General features: G+C 72.2%; 11 protein-coding genes. All 11 read left to right on the forward strand.

Going from position 1 to position 19,553, the window contains the following annotated elements; translation table 11 throughout:
- The first annotated feature begins 14 nt into the window (after nt 1-14).
- The 11 genes from ABZ862_RS30560 to ABZ862_RS30610 all read left to right on the forward strand — a co-directional run bounded on the left by ABZ862_RS30560 (nt 15) and on the right by ABZ862_RS30610 (nt 19,552).
- Complete coding sequence (locus ABZ862_RS30560) at nt 15-1,007, forward strand: asparagine synthetase A (RefSeq protein WP_360965024.1); 993 nt, start codon at nt 15-17, stop codon at nt 1,005-1,007.
- Complete coding sequence (locus tag ABZ862_RS30565; protein ID WP_360965027.1) at nt 1,004-2,260, forward strand: glutamate synthase-related protein; 1,257 nt, start codon at nt 1,004-1,006, stop codon at nt 2,258-2,260. Before ABZ862_RS30560 ends, ABZ862_RS30565 begins: the two co-directional genes overlap by 4 nt.
- A gap of 89 nt (nt 2,261-2,349) precedes the next feature.
- Nucleotides 2,350-7,065 carry an amino acid adenylation domain-containing protein gene (locus tag ABZ862_RS30570; RefSeq protein ID WP_360965030.1) on the forward strand — a complete coding sequence of 1,572 codons (4,716 nt, stop codon included), beginning with the start codon at nt 2,350-2,352 and terminating at the stop codon, nt 7,063-7,065.
- Entirely contained in the window at nt 7,062-11,531 is a 4,470-nt protein-coding gene (locus ABZ862_RS30575; protein ID WP_360965033.1) for an amino acid adenylation domain-containing protein, read from the forward strand. The genes ABZ862_RS30570 and ABZ862_RS30575 overlap by 4 nt, the downstream gene beginning before the upstream one ends.
- Nucleotides 11,528-13,303, forward strand: coding sequence for a non-ribosomal peptide synthetase (locus tag ABZ862_RS30580; RefSeq protein WP_360965036.1), 1,776 nt, complete (start codon nt 11,528-11,530; stop codon nt 13,301-13,303). Before ABZ862_RS30575 ends, ABZ862_RS30580 begins: the two co-directional genes overlap by 4 nt.
- Before the next feature lie 38 nt (nt 13,304-13,341).
- Complete coding sequence (locus tag ABZ862_RS30585; RefSeq protein ID WP_360965039.1) at nt 13,342-14,088, forward strand: thioesterase domain-containing protein; 747 nt, start codon at nt 13,342-13,344, stop codon at nt 14,086-14,088.
- Nucleotides 14,064-15,245 carry a cytochrome P450 gene (locus ABZ862_RS30590; RefSeq protein ID WP_360965042.1) on the forward strand — a complete coding sequence of 394 codons (1,182 nt, stop codon included), beginning with the start codon at nt 14,064-14,066 and terminating at the stop codon, nt 15,243-15,245. Before ABZ862_RS30585 ends, ABZ862_RS30590 begins: the two co-directional genes overlap by 25 nt.
- A gap of 74 nt (nt 15,246-15,319) precedes the next feature.
- Nucleotides 15,320-15,532, forward strand: a complete 213-nt coding sequence (locus tag ABZ862_RS30595; protein WP_360965045.1) for an MbtH family protein — start codon at nt 15,320-15,322, stop codon at nt 15,530-15,532.
- A gap of 69 nt (nt 15,533-15,601) precedes the next feature.
- Nucleotides 15,602-16,534, forward strand: a complete 933-nt coding sequence (locus tag ABZ862_RS30600) for a TauD/TfdA family dioxygenase (RefSeq protein ID WP_360965048.1) — start codon at nt 15,602-15,604, stop codon at nt 16,532-16,534.
- Nucleotides 16,535-16,871: 337 nt separating this feature from the next.
- Nucleotides 16,872-18,185 carry a helix-turn-helix domain-containing protein gene (locus tag ABZ862_RS30605; protein WP_360965051.1) on the forward strand — a complete coding sequence of 438 codons (1,314 nt, stop codon included), beginning with the start codon at nt 16,872-16,874 and terminating at the stop codon, nt 18,183-18,185.
- 143 nt (nt 18,186-18,328) lie between these two features.
- Nucleotides 18,329-19,552, forward strand: a complete 1,224-nt coding sequence (locus ABZ862_RS30610) for an MFS transporter (RefSeq protein WP_360965053.1) — start codon at nt 18,329-18,331, stop codon at nt 19,550-19,552.
- Nucleotide 19,553: the final 1 nt, after the last annotated feature.

The raw sequence follows: 19,553 nt of genomic DNA on the forward strand, positions 1-19,553 counted from the left end.
GTGAAGCGAATGAAGTGACTGCACCGGGCGCCGCGGTTCTGCCGTCCCCGGGCCGGCATCTGTCCGACCCCGGCACGCGGGCGGTGCTGCGCGTCCAGAACGCGTTGCTGCTCTCCGCACGCCGGTTTTTGGCTGAGGCGGGCTTCGTCGAATTGCTGCCGCCGATCTCCGGACCGGTCACCGACCCGGGCGCCCGCGGGTCCAAGCAGGTCGACATCGACTACTACGGCCACCGGTACAAGCTCATGAGCAGCGTCATCCTGTACAAGCAGGCGGCCTTGCGGACCTTTCCGAAGATCTTCTGTGTCGCGCCCAACATCCGCCTGGAACCGCCGGAGACGGCCGACACCGGCCGTCACCTCGCCGAGTTCCACCAGCTGGACGTGGAGGTGGCGGGAGCGCGCCGCGACGAGGCCGTCCAGCTTGTCGAGGAACTGGTGGTGCACATGGTGCGCGAGACCGTCGCCGACCTCACCGAGCAGTTCGCCCTGATCGACCGCGACGTGCGGGCCCTCACCCACCTCACCCAGGGTGCATTCCACCGCATGACGCACACCGAAGCCGTCGCCCGGCTGCGCGAGAACGGCCACGAACAGAGCCTTGACGCCGAACTGGACTGGGCGGCCGAGGCGTTGCTGTCCGCCAAGGCCGACCGGCCCTTCTTCGTGACCGACTACCCGAAAGGATCGCGGGGCTTCTACGACCGCGAATCCCGCACCGAGCCGGGCCGGTTGCGCAGTTTCGACCTCATCGCGCCCGAGGGATACGGCGAGTTGTGCAGTGGCAGCGAGCGCACCCACAGCTATCCCGAGATCATCGCTCGGATGCGGGAGACCGGAGAGAACCCGAAGAAATACGGGTGGTACCTCGACCTGGTACGCGAGGGCATACCCCGCAGTTCGGGGTTCGGTATCGGCATCGAGCGGCTGACCCGCTATGTCGCCGGGCTCGACGCCGTATGGCAGGCCAGCGCGTTCCCCAAGCTGCCGGGTGTGGTCTCGCCATGAGCGACCTGACGGCACCCGGGTTCCCCGAGGAGGAGATCAGGCAGCGGGCCCGCCTCGGCACGGCAGCCGTGTTCCCGGCGGCCGACGACTACGGGCACGTGCTGTTCGGGTCGTCGCCCCCTCAAGCCACCGATCCGCTGGAGCGGATGCGGCTGGTGCCCCCCGTCTTCATGGAGCAGCGGTTGGCCCGCCTGATCGAGCTGGGCCGGGAGCCCACCTACGGGGACGTCGATCTCGGCACGGCGGTGGGCGGCTTCCGCTCCACGCTGCCCGTGTATGTCTCTGCCTTGGGTTCCACCCGTGCCGCGGAGGGAGACCTCGGGCTGGCCGTCAGCCGTCAGGCCGGTGCCCTGGGGGTGCCGATGGTCATCGGCGAGAACCTGGTTCCCATGCGGGGATACGGGCGGCTCGACGAGAGCGCCGGTGGCACGCTGCTGGACCGCATCGGCGCCTACAGCGGGGAGGTGGCCGACGGGTTCGGCGGGGTGGCCGTACAGCAGAGCACGGAGGACGCCGACGCCGAGGTGTGGAACCTGGTGCACAGCGACCCCGCGGCGCAGCCCCTGCTGGAGTCCGGTCGGCTCGCGTTCGAACTCAAGGTCGGCCAGGGCGCCAAGCCGGGGCTGGGCGGGATGACCGTCCTCGATACCGTATCCGGGGCGGGCCTGCGGTGCGGCGACCGCTACGCACTGGATCCGGTGCTGGGCGACCGGCGGGTCCTGCGCTCCAGCGCTCCCGGCACCTTCACCGCGGAGATCCTGCGGCAGCAGATCCGGCTGATGCGCAACAACTTTCCCCGGGTCCGGGTGTGGGTCAAGCTGTTCCCCGGCCGGGACCTGGCCGAGGCCGTGCGCGTCGCTGCCGAGGCGGGCGCCGACGCGGTGACCGTGGACGGTGCGGAGGGCGGCACGGGCTGGGCGCCCCGCGTGTTCCTCCAGGACGTCGGACTGCCCTTGGCCGAGTGCCTGGGCCGGCTGACCTCGCCGCCTGCCAACCTGCTGGTCTCGGGCGGTATATGGGAAGGCGGCCGAGCGGTCAAGGCCCTGGCGCTGGGCGCGGCGGCCGTGGGGCTCGGCCGGGCCGCCGTGCTCGCAGCCGTGGAGGACCCCCGCAAGGGGCTGGTGCGGCTCGTCGACTGCCTGGCCCTGGAGCTCCAGCTGCTCATCAGCGCGCTCGGCAAGTACGCGCCCGGTGCGCTGGACCGCGACGACGTCTGGCTGCCCGGTCCGGACGGACGGGCGACGCCGTCCTGAACGTCCTGCTGCTCGTGCCCGTGCGACCGGTGCGCGGTCCACGCCGCCGGCCGTAGCGATCGGTGTCACTCATTCATCGGGGTTGAATCATGTTGGCAAGCGGTGTCCCCTTCCCTTCCCTCGTTCGTAACCGTCCGACCGCTGCGGCGGTGCGCTGCGGCGGCCGGACCATCACCCGCCAGGAACTCGACGAGCGCGTCGGCGCGCTCGCCCGGACCATAGGAGCGGGCCAGGTCGTCGCCGTGCGCAGCGACGACCGGATCGACTACGTCACGGGTCTGCTGGCCGCGCTGCGGGCCGACGCGGTCCACCTGCCGCTGGATCCCGCCGGTCCGGGCGAGCGCGCGGAGTCACTCCTCGACGACGTGGGAGCGACCCTGGTGCTGGCCGACGGCAGGCTTCACGGCCGGACCTGCGGCCACGGGACGCGAGGCCGGCTGACCGGCGGCGGCTACGTCATCCACACCTCGGGTACGACCGGCACGCCCAAAGGCGTTCTGGTGGCCTGGCACACCTTGCTGGCGCACCTCGGCACCGCGGTGCGCCGGTTCGGCCTGACCGAGGACGACGTGGTGCTGCACTTCGCCCGCCCCACCGTCGATGTGGCGATTGAACAGGTCCTGGCCGGCGTGTTGGCGGGCGCCTGTCTGGTCGTGCCGGAGCGGCAGTTGCCGGCCGCGGAAGAGCTGCTGGACCTGCTGGACACCGAGGGCGTGACGGTCGCCAACCTGCCTGCGGGATACTTCCGCGAGGTGGTGGGCGCCCTGCGTGGGCAGCCTCCCCGGAGGCTGCGGCTGATGATCTCCGGCAGTGACCGGTTGCATTCCGCCACCGCGGCACGGTGGCGGGAGCGCACGGGCGTGCCGCTGCTCAACGCCTACGGACCGACCGAGACGACGATCACTGCGACGGTCGCCGATCTGTCGGAGGCAACGGATGCAACGAGCGGAACGGACGATGGCGTGGCGCCGATCGGCTCGGCCCTGGGCCCGCGCGAACTGTACGTCCTCGACGAGCGGTTACGGTCCTGCCCGCCGGGCACCGTCGGCGAGCTCTTCATCGGAGGGCCGCTGCAGGCACTGGGCTACTGGGGCAGGCCGGCGTCCACCGCGCACCGCTTTCCGGCCGACCCGTTCAGCAGGGAGCCGGGGGCGCGCATGTACCGCACCGGCGACCTGGTCCGGTGGACGGCCGACGGCGGCATGCTGGAGTTCGTCGGGCGCACCGACGACCAGGTGAAGATCCGTGGCTTCCGGGTCGAGCCGGGTGAGGCCGAGAACGCGCTTGCCGCGCATCCGGGCGTGTCGGCCTGCGCGGTCGTCGTACGCGACGGGGCCCTCGCTGCGTACGCCACCGGATCGGCGCCCCCGGATCTCGTGGCGGCCCGGGAGTTCCTGGCCAGCCGGCTGCCGGACCACCTGCTGCCGACGAGCCTGACCGTCCTCGACGCCCTGCCGCTGACCCCGACCGGTGTCATCGACCGAGCCGCCCTGCCCGCTCCGTCGGGCCCACTGCGTGCGCGGCGGGGGCGCCAGGCACCCGGCACCCCTGCGGAACAGCTGGTCGCCGCCGTGTGGTCGGATGTGCTGGGCCTCACGGACATCGACGTACGGGACAACTTTTTCGAGCTGGGCGGCGACTCGCTGACGGCGGTCCGTGTGGTGAGCCGCGTGGCCGACGTGTTCGGCGCCGTCTCGCCGTACACCATCTTCGAGGCACCGACGCTCGCCGAGTTCGCCGCGGCCCTCGGCAGCCCGGTGGACCAGGAGGGGCCGGTGCTCACCGCGTCCGGCCTGTCCGAAGCACCGCTGTCCAGGTTCCAGTGGGGCCTGTGGTTCCTCGAACAGTGGCAGCCGGGCTCCGCGACCTACAACGTGCCCTGGGTGTTCCGGTTCGCCGGCCCGGTCGACACGGGTCTGCTGCGGGCCGCCCTGGAGACCGTCGTCGCCCGGCACGACGTCCTGCGGACCGTCTTCCGGCTGCGCGGCGACGTGCCCCGGCAGGTGGTCCTGGACCGGATCGATCTCCCGTTCCGTGTGACCGAGGTGCCCTCCGCCGGAGTCGACGACCTGATCGCGGCGACGGCCCGCGAGCCCTTCGACCTGGCAGCGGGCCCGCTGCTGCGCGCCCACTTGCTGCGTGTTCCGGACGGGGAGACCGTGCTGGTGCTTCTGGTCCACCACATCGTCTGGGACGAGGCGTCACTGTCGGTGCTGGAGAGCGAACTGCGGGAGGCCTACGCGGCCCGGCGCGAACAGCGCCCGCACCGCCTGCCCCGGTTGCCGGTCCAATACACGGATTTCAGCCTCTGGCAGGAGCGCACGGGCACCTCGAGCCGCGAACTGGACTACTGGCGTGATCAGTTGCGCGATCCGCCGCAGGAACCGGCACTGCCCACCGACCACCCCCGTCCGGAGGTCCAGGCGTTCCGCGGTGCCTGTCACGGGTTCGCGATGACACCGCCGCTCACCCGGGCGGTGCGCGAGTTCGCCCGTCGCGCCGGAGCCACCCCGTTCATGGTGCTGCTGGCGGGGCTGGCCCTTGCCCTGCACCGTCGCTCCGGGGAGTCCGACCTGGTCATCGGTTCGCCGACCAGCGTCCGAGGACGGCCTGAACTCGCCTCCCTCATAGGCTACTTCGTCAACCTGCTGCCTCTGCGCCTGCGCGTGAACGACGACACGCCGTTCGGTGAGCTGGTGCGTCAGGTGCGAGAGGTGCTGACCGGCGCCCACCGGCATCGGGACGTTCCCTTCCACGACATCGCCGACCTGGTGCTCGACGAACGCCCGGCGAACCACAACCCGCTGTGCCAGGTCCTGCTGGAACTGCACACCCTGGAGACCCGCCCCCTGGACCTCGACGGCACGCCGGTGTCCAGGGCGCTGTACTCGAACGACGTGTCCCGCTTCGACCTGTCGATCTCCGTCGACGACCGCACCACCGACTTCACGGGCCGCTTCGAATACGACAGTGACCTCTTCGACGAAGCGACCATCGCAAACCTGTGCGAGAGCTGGTTGGGCACCCTGGCCTCCGCGGTCGGCGCTCCCCTGCACACCCTGTTCGAGGTCCAGGCCGCCCGGCGCCCGGACGCCACCGCACTGATCCACGACGGTGAGCGACTGTCCTACGCCGAACTCAACGCCCGGGCCGACCGGTTGGCCGGCATCCTTGCCGAGCGGGGCGTCGGGCGCGGAGCGGTCCTCGCTGTCCTCATGGACCGGGGGTTCGACCTCGTCGTCGCACTGCTGGCCGCCCTGAAGGCCGGCGCCGGCTACACCCTGCTCGACCCCGGCCTGCCGGCCGCCCGGCTCGCCGGCGTGGTGACCGCCGGCGCCGCCGGCCTCGTGCTCACCCACGGGCACCGCACACCGCCCTTCACCGCTCCGAACCACCTCGACCTCGATGACCTGGCCGACGCCCCGATGCGGCATTCCGCCCTCGGCCCGCGGCCGCCGGTCACCGCGGACGACCTGGCCTGCGTGATGTTCACCTCCGGCTCCACAGGGCGACCCAAGGCGGTGGCCGTCTCCCACCGCGCGCTCACCGCCACCTACCTCGGACAGGACTACGCGCGCTTCGGGCCGTCCGAGGTGTGGCTGCAGTGCTCCCCGGTCGCCTGGGACGCCTTCGCGCTGGAGCTCTACGGCGCGCTGCTGTTCGGCGGCACCTGCGTGCTGCATCCCGGGCACCGCACCGACCCGCAGATCATCGCCGACCTCACCGCCCGGCACGGGGTAACCCAACTCCAGCTCTCCGCAAGCCTGTTCAACTTCCTCATCGAGGAGTTCCCGCAGACCTTCGCCGGCCTCGAGGGAGCCTTCACGGCCGGCGAGCGGGCTTCGGTCAGCCATGTCTCCAAGGTGCTGTCCGGCTTTCCGGACCTGCGGGTGGGCAACGGATACGGCCCGGTGGAGAGCCTCGGGTTCACCACCTGTCACCCGGTCACGGAGCAGGACGTATCGGGGGGCTCGATCCCGGTGGGACTTCCCGTGCACGGCAAGGGGATCCATGTCCTCGACACCGCGCTGCGGCCGGTCCCTCCGGGCGTCACGGGCGAGGTGTACGTCTCGGGCGACGGGCTGGCGTTCGGTTACACCGGGCAGCCGGGCCTGACCGCCGGCCGGTTCGTGGCCAGCCCCCACGGGGGCCCGGGGGAGCGGTTCTACCGCACCGGGGACCTCGGCCGCCGTACGCCCGACGGAGTCCTGGAGATCAGCGGACGGACCGACGACCAGGTCAAGATCCGCGGGTTCCGGATCGAACCGGGTGAGATCGAGGACGCCCTGACGCGGCATCCGCACGTACGGGAGGCAGCCGTGGCCGTCTTCGAAGCGGCTCCCGGAGACCGGCGCCTCGCCGCCTACGTCACCACCGGCATGCCGTCGCTCGACCCCGGCGCCGTCCTCGACCATGTGGCGCGCCACCTGCCCGAGCACCTCGTGCCCGTCACGCTCGACGTGCTGGCGGCGCTCCCGCGCAACGCCAACGGCAAGACCGACCGCCGGGCCCTGCCCGCCCCGGTGCTTGCCGGCGCGCGGCCCCGGCAGACCGCACTCACCGAAACCGAGGGGATGGTGGCCGCCGCCCTGTGCGAGGTCCTCGGCCTGCCCGGAGCCGGAGCGCACGACAACTTCTTCCGGGTCGGCGGCAGTTCCCTCGCCGCGGTTCGTTTCGCGATGCGGCTGTCCCAGCTGACCGGTAGCAGGGTGCCACCCCAGGTGGTGTTCCGGGCGAAGACGGTCCGCGCAATCGCGGAATGTCTGGACGACCAGGCTACGGCGCGGAAGGAGGACGTACGGTGAACGCAGCGGCAGACGACGTGCCGAGGGACGCGCCCCTGTCCGGGGCACAGCGTGGCCTGTGGTTCCTCGACCGCTGGAATCCCGGCACGGCCACCTACCACGTTCCGTGGGTCTTCGAGTTCGACGGACCGCTCGATCCGTCCCTCCTGGAGACGGCGCTCGCCACCGTGGCCGAGCGGCACGAGGTGCTGCGCACCACCTTCGTGCTGGACGGGACCGGCCCCCGGCAACGGATCCACCCGCGCCTGCCCCTCCCGTTCACGGTGACCGATCTCCGCGGCGTCGGCGAGGACGAGCGGGTGGCACGCACCGAGGTCCTCCTCGACGCCGCCGGGCGGGCGCCCCTCGACCTGGCGGCCGGGCCGCTGCTCACGGCCGACGTGATCCTGCAGACCGCCCACCGCACAGTCATGACCGTCGTGGTGCACCACATCGTCTGGGACGGCTGGTCGGCGGAGGTGTTCGAGCGGGAACTGGCGGAGATCTACACGGCGCTCACCGAGGACAGGGCACCCCGGTTGCCGGAGCTGACCGCCCAGTACGCCGACTACGCGGCCGAGGAGCAGTCCGCGCCGGTCGAGGACCACCTCGCGTACTGGAAGGACCGGTTGCGGGGCGCTCCGGGACGGCTGGAGCTCCCCGCCGACCGCCCCCGGCCGGCGATGCCCACTCAGCGCGGCGCGACCGAGCCGTTCGACTGCGCACCGGGCACCGCGGCGCTCGTCCGGCGACTGGCCGAGACGGAGGGCGTGACGCCGTTCATCGTCCAGCTGGCCGCGTTCGCCGTCCTGATGAACGTGTACACCGGTGCCGCCGACCTGGTCGTCGGCACACCGGTGACCACCCGCGACCGGCCGGAACAGCGGGACCTGATCGGCTACTTCGTCAATCTGCTGCCACTGCGCGTCCGGCTGGAGCCCGCGACTCCCTTCCGGGAACTGCTGCAGCAGGTCCAGGAGTCCGCCCTTGACGGATACGAGCATCTGGCCGTGTCCTTCGACACCATCGTCGACCAGGTCCTGCCCGACCGGTCGGCCCCTCACCTGCCCCTGGTGCAGGTGGTGTTCGGTACGCACGCCGAGGAGTCCCGTCCCCTGCGTTTCGGTCCGGCCACGGCACGGCGGCGGGTCCGGTCCAACGGCACCTCGAAGTTCGACATGACCTTTTCCGTCTTCGACAGCGGCGAACTGCGCGGCGAGGTCGAGTACACCACCGACTTCTTCGACCGGGCGACGATACGGCGGCTGATCGGGGACTGGGCCGCGCTGCTCGCCGCCGCACTCGATGACCCCGACCGTCCGCTGCGCGCGTTCACCGCGGCCGGTGCGGGCACGCCCGCTCCGGCCACCGAGGCCCCCGAGGGGCGCTGTCTGCACCACCTGTTCGAAGAGGCCGCCGACGCCCACCCCGGCCGGATCGCGGTCAGCCACGAGGACCAGTGCCTGACCTACGCCGAACTGGACGCGCGGGCCAACCGGCTCGCCCACGCGCTCATCGGCGCGGGGGTGCGCGTCGGCGACCGGGTCGGCCTGCTGCTGGAGCGGACCCCGGACATCCCCGTCGCGGTGCTGGCCGTGCTGAAGACGGGTGCTGCCTACGTGCCGGTGGATCCGACGGCGCCGGCCGAACGCGCTGCCGCCGCGTTCACGGACACGGGTGTCGCGCTGGTCGTCACCGACCAGCCGGACCGGGTGCCCCGCGGCCCGTGGCGGATCCACCCGCCGGCCCACCGGGAGGCCGAACTCGCCGTGTCACGGCCGAGCCGCCCGGCTGCGGCGGTCCGGCCCGGCGACATCGCCTACGTCATCTTCACCTCCGGCTCCACCGGCCGCCCCAAAGGGGCCGCCATCGCACACGAGCACGTGAGCCGGCTGATGGCGGCAGGCAACCGGCACTTCGGCTTCGGGCCACAGCAGGTGTGGACCCTCTTTCACAGCTACGCCTTCGACTGGACCGTATGGGAGCTGTGGGGAGCCCTGCTGCACGGCGCCCGGCTGGTCGTCGTGCCCTACACCACCAGCCGTTCCCCCGAGGTGTTCGCAGACCTGCTGGAACGCGAACGGGTGTCGTACCTCTGCCTGACCCCCTCAGGGCTGCGCTCCCTGGAGCAGGCGCTGCGCCGCGAGCCGCGCGAACTGCCGCACCTGAAGCGGGTCATGCTCGGCGGGGAGGCGCTCGAGCCGGCCCTGGTCGAGCGCTGGCTCGCCCTGCGCCCCGTGCCCTCTGCCCGGTTGTGCAACCTCTACGGCATCACCGAGACCACCGTCCACGTCACCACCCACGACGTGCCCGTCACGCCCGGCGACTTCAGCCGCAGCCTCATCGGCGCCCCCCTGCCACACCTGAGCACCCTCGTCCTCGACGACTGGCTGCGCCCATGTCCGGTGGGCGTGCCGGGCGAGCTCTACGTCGGCGGTGCAAGCCTCGCCCACGGGTACTGGGGACGCTCGGCCCTCACCTCCGGCCGATTCGTCGCGGACCCCTTCGGACGTGCACCGGGAGCCCGCCTGTACCGCACCGGTGACGTGTGCCGGTGGCTGCCCGACGGCGGTCTGGAGTACCTGGGTCGCGCCGACCTCCAGGTGAAACTGCGGGGACACCGGATCGAGCTGGGCGAGATCGAACAGGCCCTGTGCGTGCACCCGGATGTGGAGGCGTGTGTGGTCACTCTCCGCGACCAGCGACTGGCCGCCTACGTCACCGGGCGCGCACCCGAGGGAATGGCGGAGTTCCTGGCCCGCACGCTGCCCGACTACATGATTCCGGCGAGCGTCACGGTGCTGGACACCCTGCCGGTGACGACGAACGGCAAGGTCGACCGCGCGGCCCTGCCCGCCCCCCGCATCACGGCGGCGCGGCACGATCACGTGCCGCCTCGCAATTCGACCGAGCACACCTTCGCCGCCGCCTGGTCGCAGGTGCTCGGCGTACCCGGAATCGGCGTGCACCACGACTTCTTCCGGCTCGGCGGTGACTCGATCCGCGCCGTCCAGCTCGCCGGAGCCCTGCACGAACGCGGCTGGAGCGTGTCGCTGCGCGACATCTTCGCCGCCACCACCATCGCCGAACTGGTGCCGCTGGCGCGCCCGGTGACCACAGGGACGGCGTCGGCGGAGCCGTTCGCGCTGGTGGACCCGGCGCGCCGCACGGCGCTCCCGCCCGGCGTGGTGGACGCCTATCCGATGGTGTCCATGCAGCTCAGCATGATCTTCCACATGGAGATCGCCGGCTCGACGCAGAACTACCACAACGTCAACACCTACCGGGTCTCCGGCGCATGGGACGAGACCGCCTTCCGCCGGGCCGTCGGCGAGGCGATGCGCCGCCATCCTGTGCTGCGGACCGCATTCGACCTCTCGGGGGACGGCGAGCCGCTCCAACTCGTGTACGCCGGCCTGCCGGCACCCGTGGACTTCGCCGATCTGCGCGGCACCGAGGCCCAGGACCCGGCGGTGCGCGCGGTGTTCGAGCAGCACCGTCGTACGCCGTTCGACACCACCCGCGCGCCGCTGTTCCGGATCAGCGTGCAACGGCTGTCCGACGACGACTTCGCGCTCACCGTCAGCGAGCACCACGCGATTCTGGACGGCTGGAGCTTCACCTCACTGCTCGCCGAACTCCTCGACCGGCACGCCGCGCTCGCCGCCGACCCCGCCGCGCCGCCGGCGCCGCCGCCACGGTCGGCCTTCCGCGATTTCGTGGTCGCCGAACGGCAGGCCGCGACCGATCCCGACTCCCTCGCCTACTGGGGGCGCAAGCTCGGGGGTGTCCGGGGAGAACTGTGGCCCGGCAGGAGCGGGACCGGGTTGCCGCGCACCACCGAGCGGGTACTGCCCTCCGCGCCTCGGCAACTGCGCCTGATCGCCGCCCGCACCGGCGTGCCGGTCAAGTCGGTGGCGCTGGCGGCTCATGTGCACGCCCTGCGGCAGATCACCGGCCACCGCACCGTCACCACCGGCCTCGCGGTCAACGGCCGACTCGAACGCGACGGCGGCAGCGAGGTGTACGGGCTGTTCCTCAACACCGTCCCGCTGGTGTGCGATCCGGTCCCGGACGGCGATCCGCTCGCGCTCGTCAGGGCGGTCCACCGAGAGGAACTCGAGATGCTGCCCCACCGTCGCGTCCCCTTCGCCCGGCTCGCCCGTCTGATGGCCGGCACCGGGCTCGACAGCCAGTTCGGCTACCTGAAGTTCCATGCACTCGGGCGCCTGAACGGGGCCCGGATCGTGGACGACCGTATCGGCTGCGAGCCGGTCATGCGACACGAGCCGAACAGCTTCCTCTTCGGCGCCTCGCTGATCCAGGACCCGGTGACGGACCACGTGCTGCTCGCCGTCGACCACCAGCCGTCGGTCGTCCCGGACCCGCTTGCCGACCAGTTCATCGACGCCTATGCGGCGGCCCTCGACGCCATGGCCGCATCCGCGGATCCGCCGCGCCCACGGAAGACGAGGTTCCCAGCATGACCGAAACCGCCGCGACCGACCCGGTGACCCGCTTCCTGCGGGTCGCCGAGACCACCCCGGACCGCGTCGCGATCCGAGCCACCGACGGCCGGCTGAGCTTCGCCGAGCTGGAGCGGCGCACCGCCGAGCTCGCCGGTGCTCTGCGCACCCGCGGCATCGGCCGCGGCGACCGGGTGGGGGTGTGTCTGCCCAGGACCACCGCGCTGCCGATCGCGCTGCTCGCGGTGTGGCGGGCCGGCGCCGCCTATGTGCCGCTCGACCCGGCGTACCCGGATCAGCGGCTGGCCGCCATGGCCGCCGGCACCGGCATCACCCTGCTGCTCGGCGAGGACGGCGGCAACTGGCTGCCCGTCGGGGTGGAGGTGCTGCCCCCCGACGCCCGAGGGGACGTGGTGGCCTGTCCGGCGCCGACGCCGATGGATCCGGCCTACGTCATCCACACCTCCGGGTCGACCGGCACCCCCAAGGGCGTCGAGGTCTCCCGGGGCTCCGTCGCCCATCTCGTCGCAGGCCTCGAGGACCGGGACGTCTACCGCGCCGAGCCCGGCGTCGTCGCCTGGAACGCGAGCGTGTCCTTCGACCCCTCCGTCCAGCAGTGGGTGCGGGTCTGCCGTGGCGACACCGTGCTTGTGGTCGATGAGACCCACCGTTCCGAACCGGCCCGGCTGGCCGCACTGCTCGCCGAACACTGTGTCACCGACCTCGACCTGACCCCCTCGCACTGGGAACTGCTGCGCGAGACCCTGGCCGGGGCGCCCGGGCCGCGGCTGTTCATGGGCGGCGAGGCCGTGCCGGAACGGACATGGCGGGAGCTGGCGGCCGACGGGCCGCCCGCGGTGAACCTGTACGGCCCGACCGAGTGCACGGTCGACGCGACGACGGCCTGGATCACCGGCCCCGGCCCGCACATCGGGCAGCCGCTGCCCGGCGTGCGCGGGTACGTCCTGGACGAGGCACTGCGGCCGGTGGCGGCCGGAGCGGTGGGCGAGCTCTACCTCGCCGGCCCCGGGGTGGCCCACGGGTATGTCGACCGGCCCGGCCTGACCGCGCAGCGTTTCGTGTCCGACCCCTTCGGCCCGGCCGGTGAACGCATGTACCGCACCGGTGACCGGGCCCGCCGGGGCACCGGCGGGCAGTTGGAGTTCGCCGGACGCGTCGACCGGCAGATCAAGGTGCGCGGGTTCCGGATCGAGCCCGGGGAGATCGAGAGTGCGCTGCGCAGCCATCCCCAGGTCGCCGAGGCCGCCGTCACGGCATACGAAGCGGGCCCCGGAGACCGGCGACTGGCCGCCTATGTCACGCCGCTGGGCCCGGCCCCGGCGCCGAGCCGGCTCACGGAGCACTTGAGCACCATCCTGCCCGAGCATCTGCGACCGGCGGTCATCGAAGTCCTGGACGCCCTGCCGCTCAGCTCCCACGGCAAGGTCGACTACGCGGCCCTGCCCGTACCGGCGACCGCACTCGACGACACACCCGACCGCCCGGCGGCCTCCGGGGCGAACCTGCTGTCGGAGATCGCCGAGGTGTGGTGCGGCGTGCTCGGCCGCGAGGCGGTGGAACCCGGCGATGACTTCCTCGCCCTGGGCGGTCACTCGCTGGCCGCGCTGAGGGTCGTCCACATCCTGCGCCGCCGGTTCGACGCCGAGGTCCAGCTGCGGCATCTGCTGGACGCCCGCGACCTGAGCGACTTCACCGCTGCGGTACGGCAGGCCATCCGGGACGGCGGGAGGCGCCGGCCCGCCCTGGTCGGCCGAATCGGCGGCGACAGGTGAGGCCGGGGCCGCCCTGCGCGGTCGGGGACTGGCTGCTGGTGCCGGCACGCCAGGAAGAGCCGGCATTCCAATTGGTGTGCTTCCCGCACGCCGGCGGGGACGCGACCGCGTTCACCCCGACGGCGCACGCGCTGGCTCCCCACACCGAGGTGTGGGCCCTGCGCATGCCGGCGCGGGGCGGGCGGCGCAGTGAACCGATGCCCGCCACCTTCGACCTGCTGGTGGCGGCGGTCATCGAAGCCGTACGACCGCATCTGCGGGCCCCGTTCGGTTTCTACGGGCAGAGTTTCGGCGCACTGCTCGCCTACGAAGTGGCCCGAGCCCTGCCCTCGGGACGGCGGCCCGAGCTGGTGGTGACGGCCTCCGGGCAGCCGCCCGGCGCCTGGGCGGGGGAAGCGGTGCCCGAACGCAGTCCGGCTGAGCTGCTGCGACTCGCCGGCCCGGACGACGTGGTCCACAACGACCCGGAGCTGCACTCGCTCGCCCTGGCCGCCCTGCGGCGCGACCTCGCCGTCCGCCGTACCTACCGTCACCGGCCCGCCCCACCGATCGACGCGGACTTGCACGCGGTCGTGGGGGACGCGGACCCCATGCTCGACGCCGGGCAACTGGCCGGCTGGGCGGAGCACACGGCCGGCGCCTTCAGCCTCTCCGTCGTACCGGGCGGACACCTGCTGGCGACCGCGGACCGGCACGCGCCCGTCGACCTGCTGACCTCGATCATCCGGCGGCGAGCCGAACTGCACACCCAGGAGGGGCCATGCTCACCACCGCGACCGACCTGAGCGATCCGGAACTGTGGAGCCGTGACGACCTGCCGGCTCTCATCGACGACCTGCGCGGCGAGTCGGCGGTGCACCGCACCCCCACCGCGGACGACGGACCGGTCTGGTCGGTGCTGTCCTACGACCTGGCCGCCCAGGTGCTCCGGGACACCGCCACGTACAGTTCCAGGAGCGGATCCCTGCTCGGTACCGGCGTGGGCAAGGTGCCGGCCGGATCCGGCCGGATGATGGCGTTGAGCGATCCGCCCCTGCACCGCGAACTGCGGGCACCCGCTTCCCCGTTCTTCTCCCCGGGCCGCGTCCGGGACACGAGCCCGGACATCGTCGCGCTGGCCGGGAGGATCTTCGCCGACGCCGTCCGGCAGCGGACCGTCGATCTGGTCGAGGTGGTCTCGCAGCTGCCCCTCGCGGTCATGTGCGACCTGCTCGGCATCCCGGACAGTGACCGGGCGATGGTCGTACGGGTCTGCGACGAGGCGTTCTTGGCTCCCACCCCGGACCGGCGCCGCGCCGGTCACCAGCAGTTGATCCCCTATCTGCTGCAGCAGGTGATCCTGCGCCGGGCCGATCCCGGGGACGACCTCGTCAGCGCGGTCGCCACCCATCGGGTCGGCGGTCGGCTGCTGCCCTTCGAGGACGTCGTGCTCAACCTGGACAACATCCTGGTCGGGGGTGCCCAGACGGTGCGTCATACGGCGACGATGAGCCTGCTCGCGCTCGTACAGCGCCCCGAGCTGTGGCAGCGGCTGCGGGACGGCGCGGTGGAGGTCGAGACCGCGGTCGAGGAGTTGCTGCGCTGGACCTCCGTCGGGCTGCACACCCTGCGCACCGCCACCCGTGACGTCCTCCTCGACCGGTGGCGGATCCGCGCGGGCGACCGGGTGGCGGTCTGGCTCTGGGCGGCCAACCACGACCCGGCGGTCTTCGACCGGCCCCACGAGATCGTCCTCGACCGGACGCCCAACCGGCATCTGGCGCTGGGCCTCGGGGCGCACTACTGCATCGGTGGCCCGCTCGCCAAGGCCGAGCTCGGCGCGCTGTTCTCGGCGGCGCTGCGGCACGTCGCCGTCATCGAACCGACCGCGCCCCCGCAGTACCACCGCTCCGTCATCAACTTCGGCCTGGACCGCTACCCGGTGCGCCTGGTCCCGCGCTGACGACGACGGACCCCGGCCCCGCACACTTCCGTACCGGCCCGCTTCCGCTTCGACACGACAGAAAGGTCACCGTCATGACGAACCCGTTCGAGGACGAGAACGGCACCTACCTGGTGCTGGTGAACGAGGAGAACCAGCACTCGCTCTGGCCGGTCTGGATCGACGTGCCGGCCGGCTGGTCCACCGTCCACGGGGAGGACAGCCTGCAAGGCTGCCTGGACTACGTCGAGACCCACTGGACCGACATCCGGCCCGCCAGCCTCATCGCATCCCTCAGCGAGCAGTGAGCAACCATGCTGACCTGGGACACCGTGCCTGGTCGACCGGCCATCACCCGAGCTCTCACCGTGACCGGCATGCCCGAGGCGGGCGACTGGCTGCGTACTCACCTCGGCGAATTGCGCACCGCCCTTCGTGAGCACGGCGCGGTCATGGTGCGCGGCCTGCCGGTCGGCGGGGTCGAGGACGTGGCTGCGGTACGGGACATTCTCGTCCCGAGGCCCACGCCCTACCGGGAGAAGGCCACCCCGCGCAGTGACTACGGCGCAGGCATCGCCTCCTCCACCGACCTGCCACCGGCCCAGGCGATCCGGATGCACAACGAGAACAGCTACACGCTGACCTTTCCCGGCATCCTGCTGTTCGCGTGCCTGGTGCCGCCGGACGGTGGCGGCGCCACCCCGGTCGCGGACTGCCGCAAGGTGTTGAGCGGGCTTCCGGACCGGCTGGTCGACAGGATGCGCGCATCGGGCTGGACGCTCACCCGCAACTACTCCGGATACGTCTCACTGGACTGGCGCACCGCGCTGGGCACGGACGACCCCCTGGAGGCGGCCCGGTACTGCGCGGAGAACCGGATCGCGCCGGAGTGGCACGACGGCGACCGGCTGCGGACCCGTCAGTTGCGTCCGGGCGTCATCAGTCACCCGGACACCCACGAAGAGGTGTGGTTCAACCACCTCGCCTTCTGGAACGAGTGGTCCCTCGAGCCGGACATCCGGGAGGCGCTCATCGACGAGTTCGGCGCCGACGGGCTTCCCTTCAACACCGCGCTGGCCGACGGGGAACCACTCACCCGTGACGACGTGAGCGCCATTCACGCCGCCTACGCCGCCGCCACGGTGCGGGAGCCCTGGCGGCGCGGCGATCTGCTCCTGGTGGACAACATCCTGGCTGCGCACGGCCGTGACCCGTTCACCGGTGATCGCAGGATCGCCGTGGCCATGGGGGAGCCCGTCGACCTGGCGGACTGCCGGCCCGGCGTACAGGCCGCGGCGGTCACGGTGTGACGCCGGGCCACGGCCACGGGACGAGACGGGCCGCTCGGGCCGCTTCCCGGTCCGCTCAGCGGAACAGGTGGCGACAGCCGGTCCGCCGCGCCCCACGCTGTCGTACCGGGACCGCGCGGTCTCCGCCACCCCGGCCGGCGCACCGACCTGTCTGACCCTCCCAAGGTTCCTCCCGGCAGGAACCGATGCCGAGGTGGCCCGGAGCTGTCGTGCTCGTCCGGCCCACCCTACGGATGGAGGACTCGCAGAAATGAACGGGGATGCAATAAGCAATAAGTGCAATGGAGACAGCAAGGGAAAAAGCGACACGCAGGAACGCGGCGAGGCGGAAGGCGGCTTGGGCCGACTCGTGCGGCAGTACCGCGCCCATGTCGGTCTGACCCAGCAGCAGCTGGCCGACCTGTCCACTGTGAGCGTGCGGGCGATCAGGGAAATAGAGCACGGCAAGGTGCGCCGGCCCCGCACGGTCACCCTCGGACTGATCGCCGACGGGCTGCGGCTCGGCCCACGCGCCCGGGCCGGCCTCCTGGCAGCCGGCACCGTGCATCCGCGCTGGACGCTGTGGACCGGTGACGGCATCTGGTCAGCCACACCCCCGCAGCCCGGCCGGCGCATTCTCGGGCGGGACCGGGAAGCGGCGATCATCGAGGAGGAGCTGTCCAGCGGCCGGGAGCGTGTGACCAACGTGGTGGGGCTGTGCGGGGTCGGCAAGACCCGGCTGGCCCTCGAGGTGGCCCGCCGGCTGCACACCGGTGCCGGACTGCCCGTGCTGTGGATCACGGCCGATGACGACGGCACCCAGCACTCGGGCGGTCCCCTCGATGCCCTGTTGCGTGCCAGTGCCGCGGATCTCATCGCTCCGGCGGCCGTCCCGGCAAAAGCCGCGGCCGACCGGGGCGACGGTCTCCGGAAACTGGCCGAGCTCGTCGGTGGCCGGCCCGTACTCCTCGTCGTGGACGGAGTGGACGACCACCAGCCGCGTCGCGACCTGTTGAGCCGCCTGCTCGACGAGTGCCCGGGGCTACGGCTGTTGATGACCTCCCGCCACACCGATGCGGTGACGGACGAGTGGACCTTCCTGCTCGCTCCGCTGCCTCTGCCGGACACCTCCGGCATGCCGGCCGCGGACGACATCGAACGCTCCCCGGCCGCACGGCTCTTCCTCGACCAGGTACGCCGGGTGCGCCCCGGCTTCGTGCCGGCCGAGTCGGACGCCGCGATCATCGGGGATCTCTGCCGTCGGCTGGACGGGCTGCCCCGCGCACTGCAGGCGGCCGCGTCCTGGCTCGCCGTCTACCCCCTGGACGACCTCTCCCGCCGCATCGACCATCCGGCGAGCCTGCTGGCCCATCTCTGCGGCGTCGGAGGGGCACACACGCTGGAGAGCCAGCTGCGGCGCCACCTCGAGCGGATGCCACCCGAGGACCGGATCCTGCTCACCACCCTGTGCGAGCAGGGCGGCCGGTTCGGACTGGAGGACGTGGCGCGCGCCACCGGGGCGAGCCGACGCGACTGCGGACTGGTGGTGTACGGCCTGCTCGCCGAGGGCGTGGTGCGTCCCAGCCCGGAGCCGGGCCGGGGCCGGTTCGAGGTGCTCAACATCGTGCGTGCCTTCCACGCCCCCGCGGAGCTGACGGACGCGAGCCGCTGACCGTCTGTGGATCCGGCGGCTTCCGCCGAAGTGCCGGTCGGGCTGCCGATCACACCAGAGCGGGCGCCGTAGCGTACCGGCGTCGACTCCACGGTGATTCCAGGCAGTTCGCCGGGCGGCCGGCCACCTCCGGAAAGGACAGGATGTCGAATCCGAAGCTGATGTCCGCGCCGATGCCGACTGCGCAGTGGGGGCGGGTGGGGGTCGTCCTGGGCGGCCAGGGTGTGTCCCTGATCGGCGATCAGGTCTTCTTCGTCGCGGCCCTGTGGGTGGCGGCGCAACTGGGCGGCACATCGGCGGTCACCTGGGTCACGCTGGCGGAGTCCGTTCCGCGAGCGCTGGCGCTGCTCTTCGGCGGGGTGATCTGTGACGCCATCGGGCCGCGGCTGGTGCTGTTGCGCACCACGTCGGTCCGGGTGGCGGTGCTGGCCGTGGCGACCGTCGCCACTCTGTTCGTACGGTCGGTGCCCCTGCTGGCGGTGGTGGCCACGCTGGAGGGCGCGATGCTCGGGCTGGGCGCGCCGTCGTACGGCACGCTGCTGCCCCGCATGGTGAGCGACAACCGGCTGGACACGGCGAACTCGGTGCGCACGATGGTGGCGCGGTTCGCTCCGATCCTCGGCTCACCGTTCGGTGCCTGGCTGGTGGCGACGGGACGCCTCACGCTCTCGTTCGCCGTGGTCTGCGGGGGCTGTGTGGTGTCACTGCTCAGCCTTGTCCCGGTGACGCGGTCGCTGGCGCCCGTCACGACCCACGCGACCGGCCTGGCGCGGCGGGCGGCGGACGGCTTCCGGCTGCTGCGCACGGACCGGCGGCTGCGACTGCTGTTCCTGTCCGCACTGTGCCTGGACTTCGCCTTCGCCTGGCCGCTCAACCCGGGGCTGCCGGTGGTGGTACTGGACCGGGGCTGGCATGTGTCGGCCGTGGGCCTGCTCACCGCCTGCTGGGCAGCCGGGGCGCTGGTGTCTGCGGCGGCCGGTGCGATGCTGGGCAACAGGGTGCCACTCGCCGTACGGCTGATCGGCGGAGGCGTCGGTATCTGGGTCATGCTCACCTGCATGATCCTCGTCCGGTCGCCGGCGGCGATGGCAACGATCGCGACGCTCCTGGGCGTCTGCTCCGGCCAGAACGGGCCGGCCGGATTCACCCTCTACCAGCAGTCCGCGCCGCGCGACCAACTCGGCGTCGCGACGGCGCTGATGCTGCTGGCCGCGATCGGCTGCGGACCGTTGGCGTATGCGGTCTTCGGCCTGGTGGCGAACCTCACCGGGCCCACCGTCGCCTGGTTGTGCAGCGCCTCGCTCGCGCTCGGCGGCCCCGTGGCGGCCGGCCTCGCTCTGTGTGTCCCGTCCGTCGACCGTGCCTGAG

Source organism: Streptomyces sp. NPDC047000, assembly GCF_040644295.1.
Classification (GTDB): domain Bacteria; phylum Actinomycetota; class Actinomycetes; order Streptomycetales; family Streptomycetaceae; genus Streptomyces.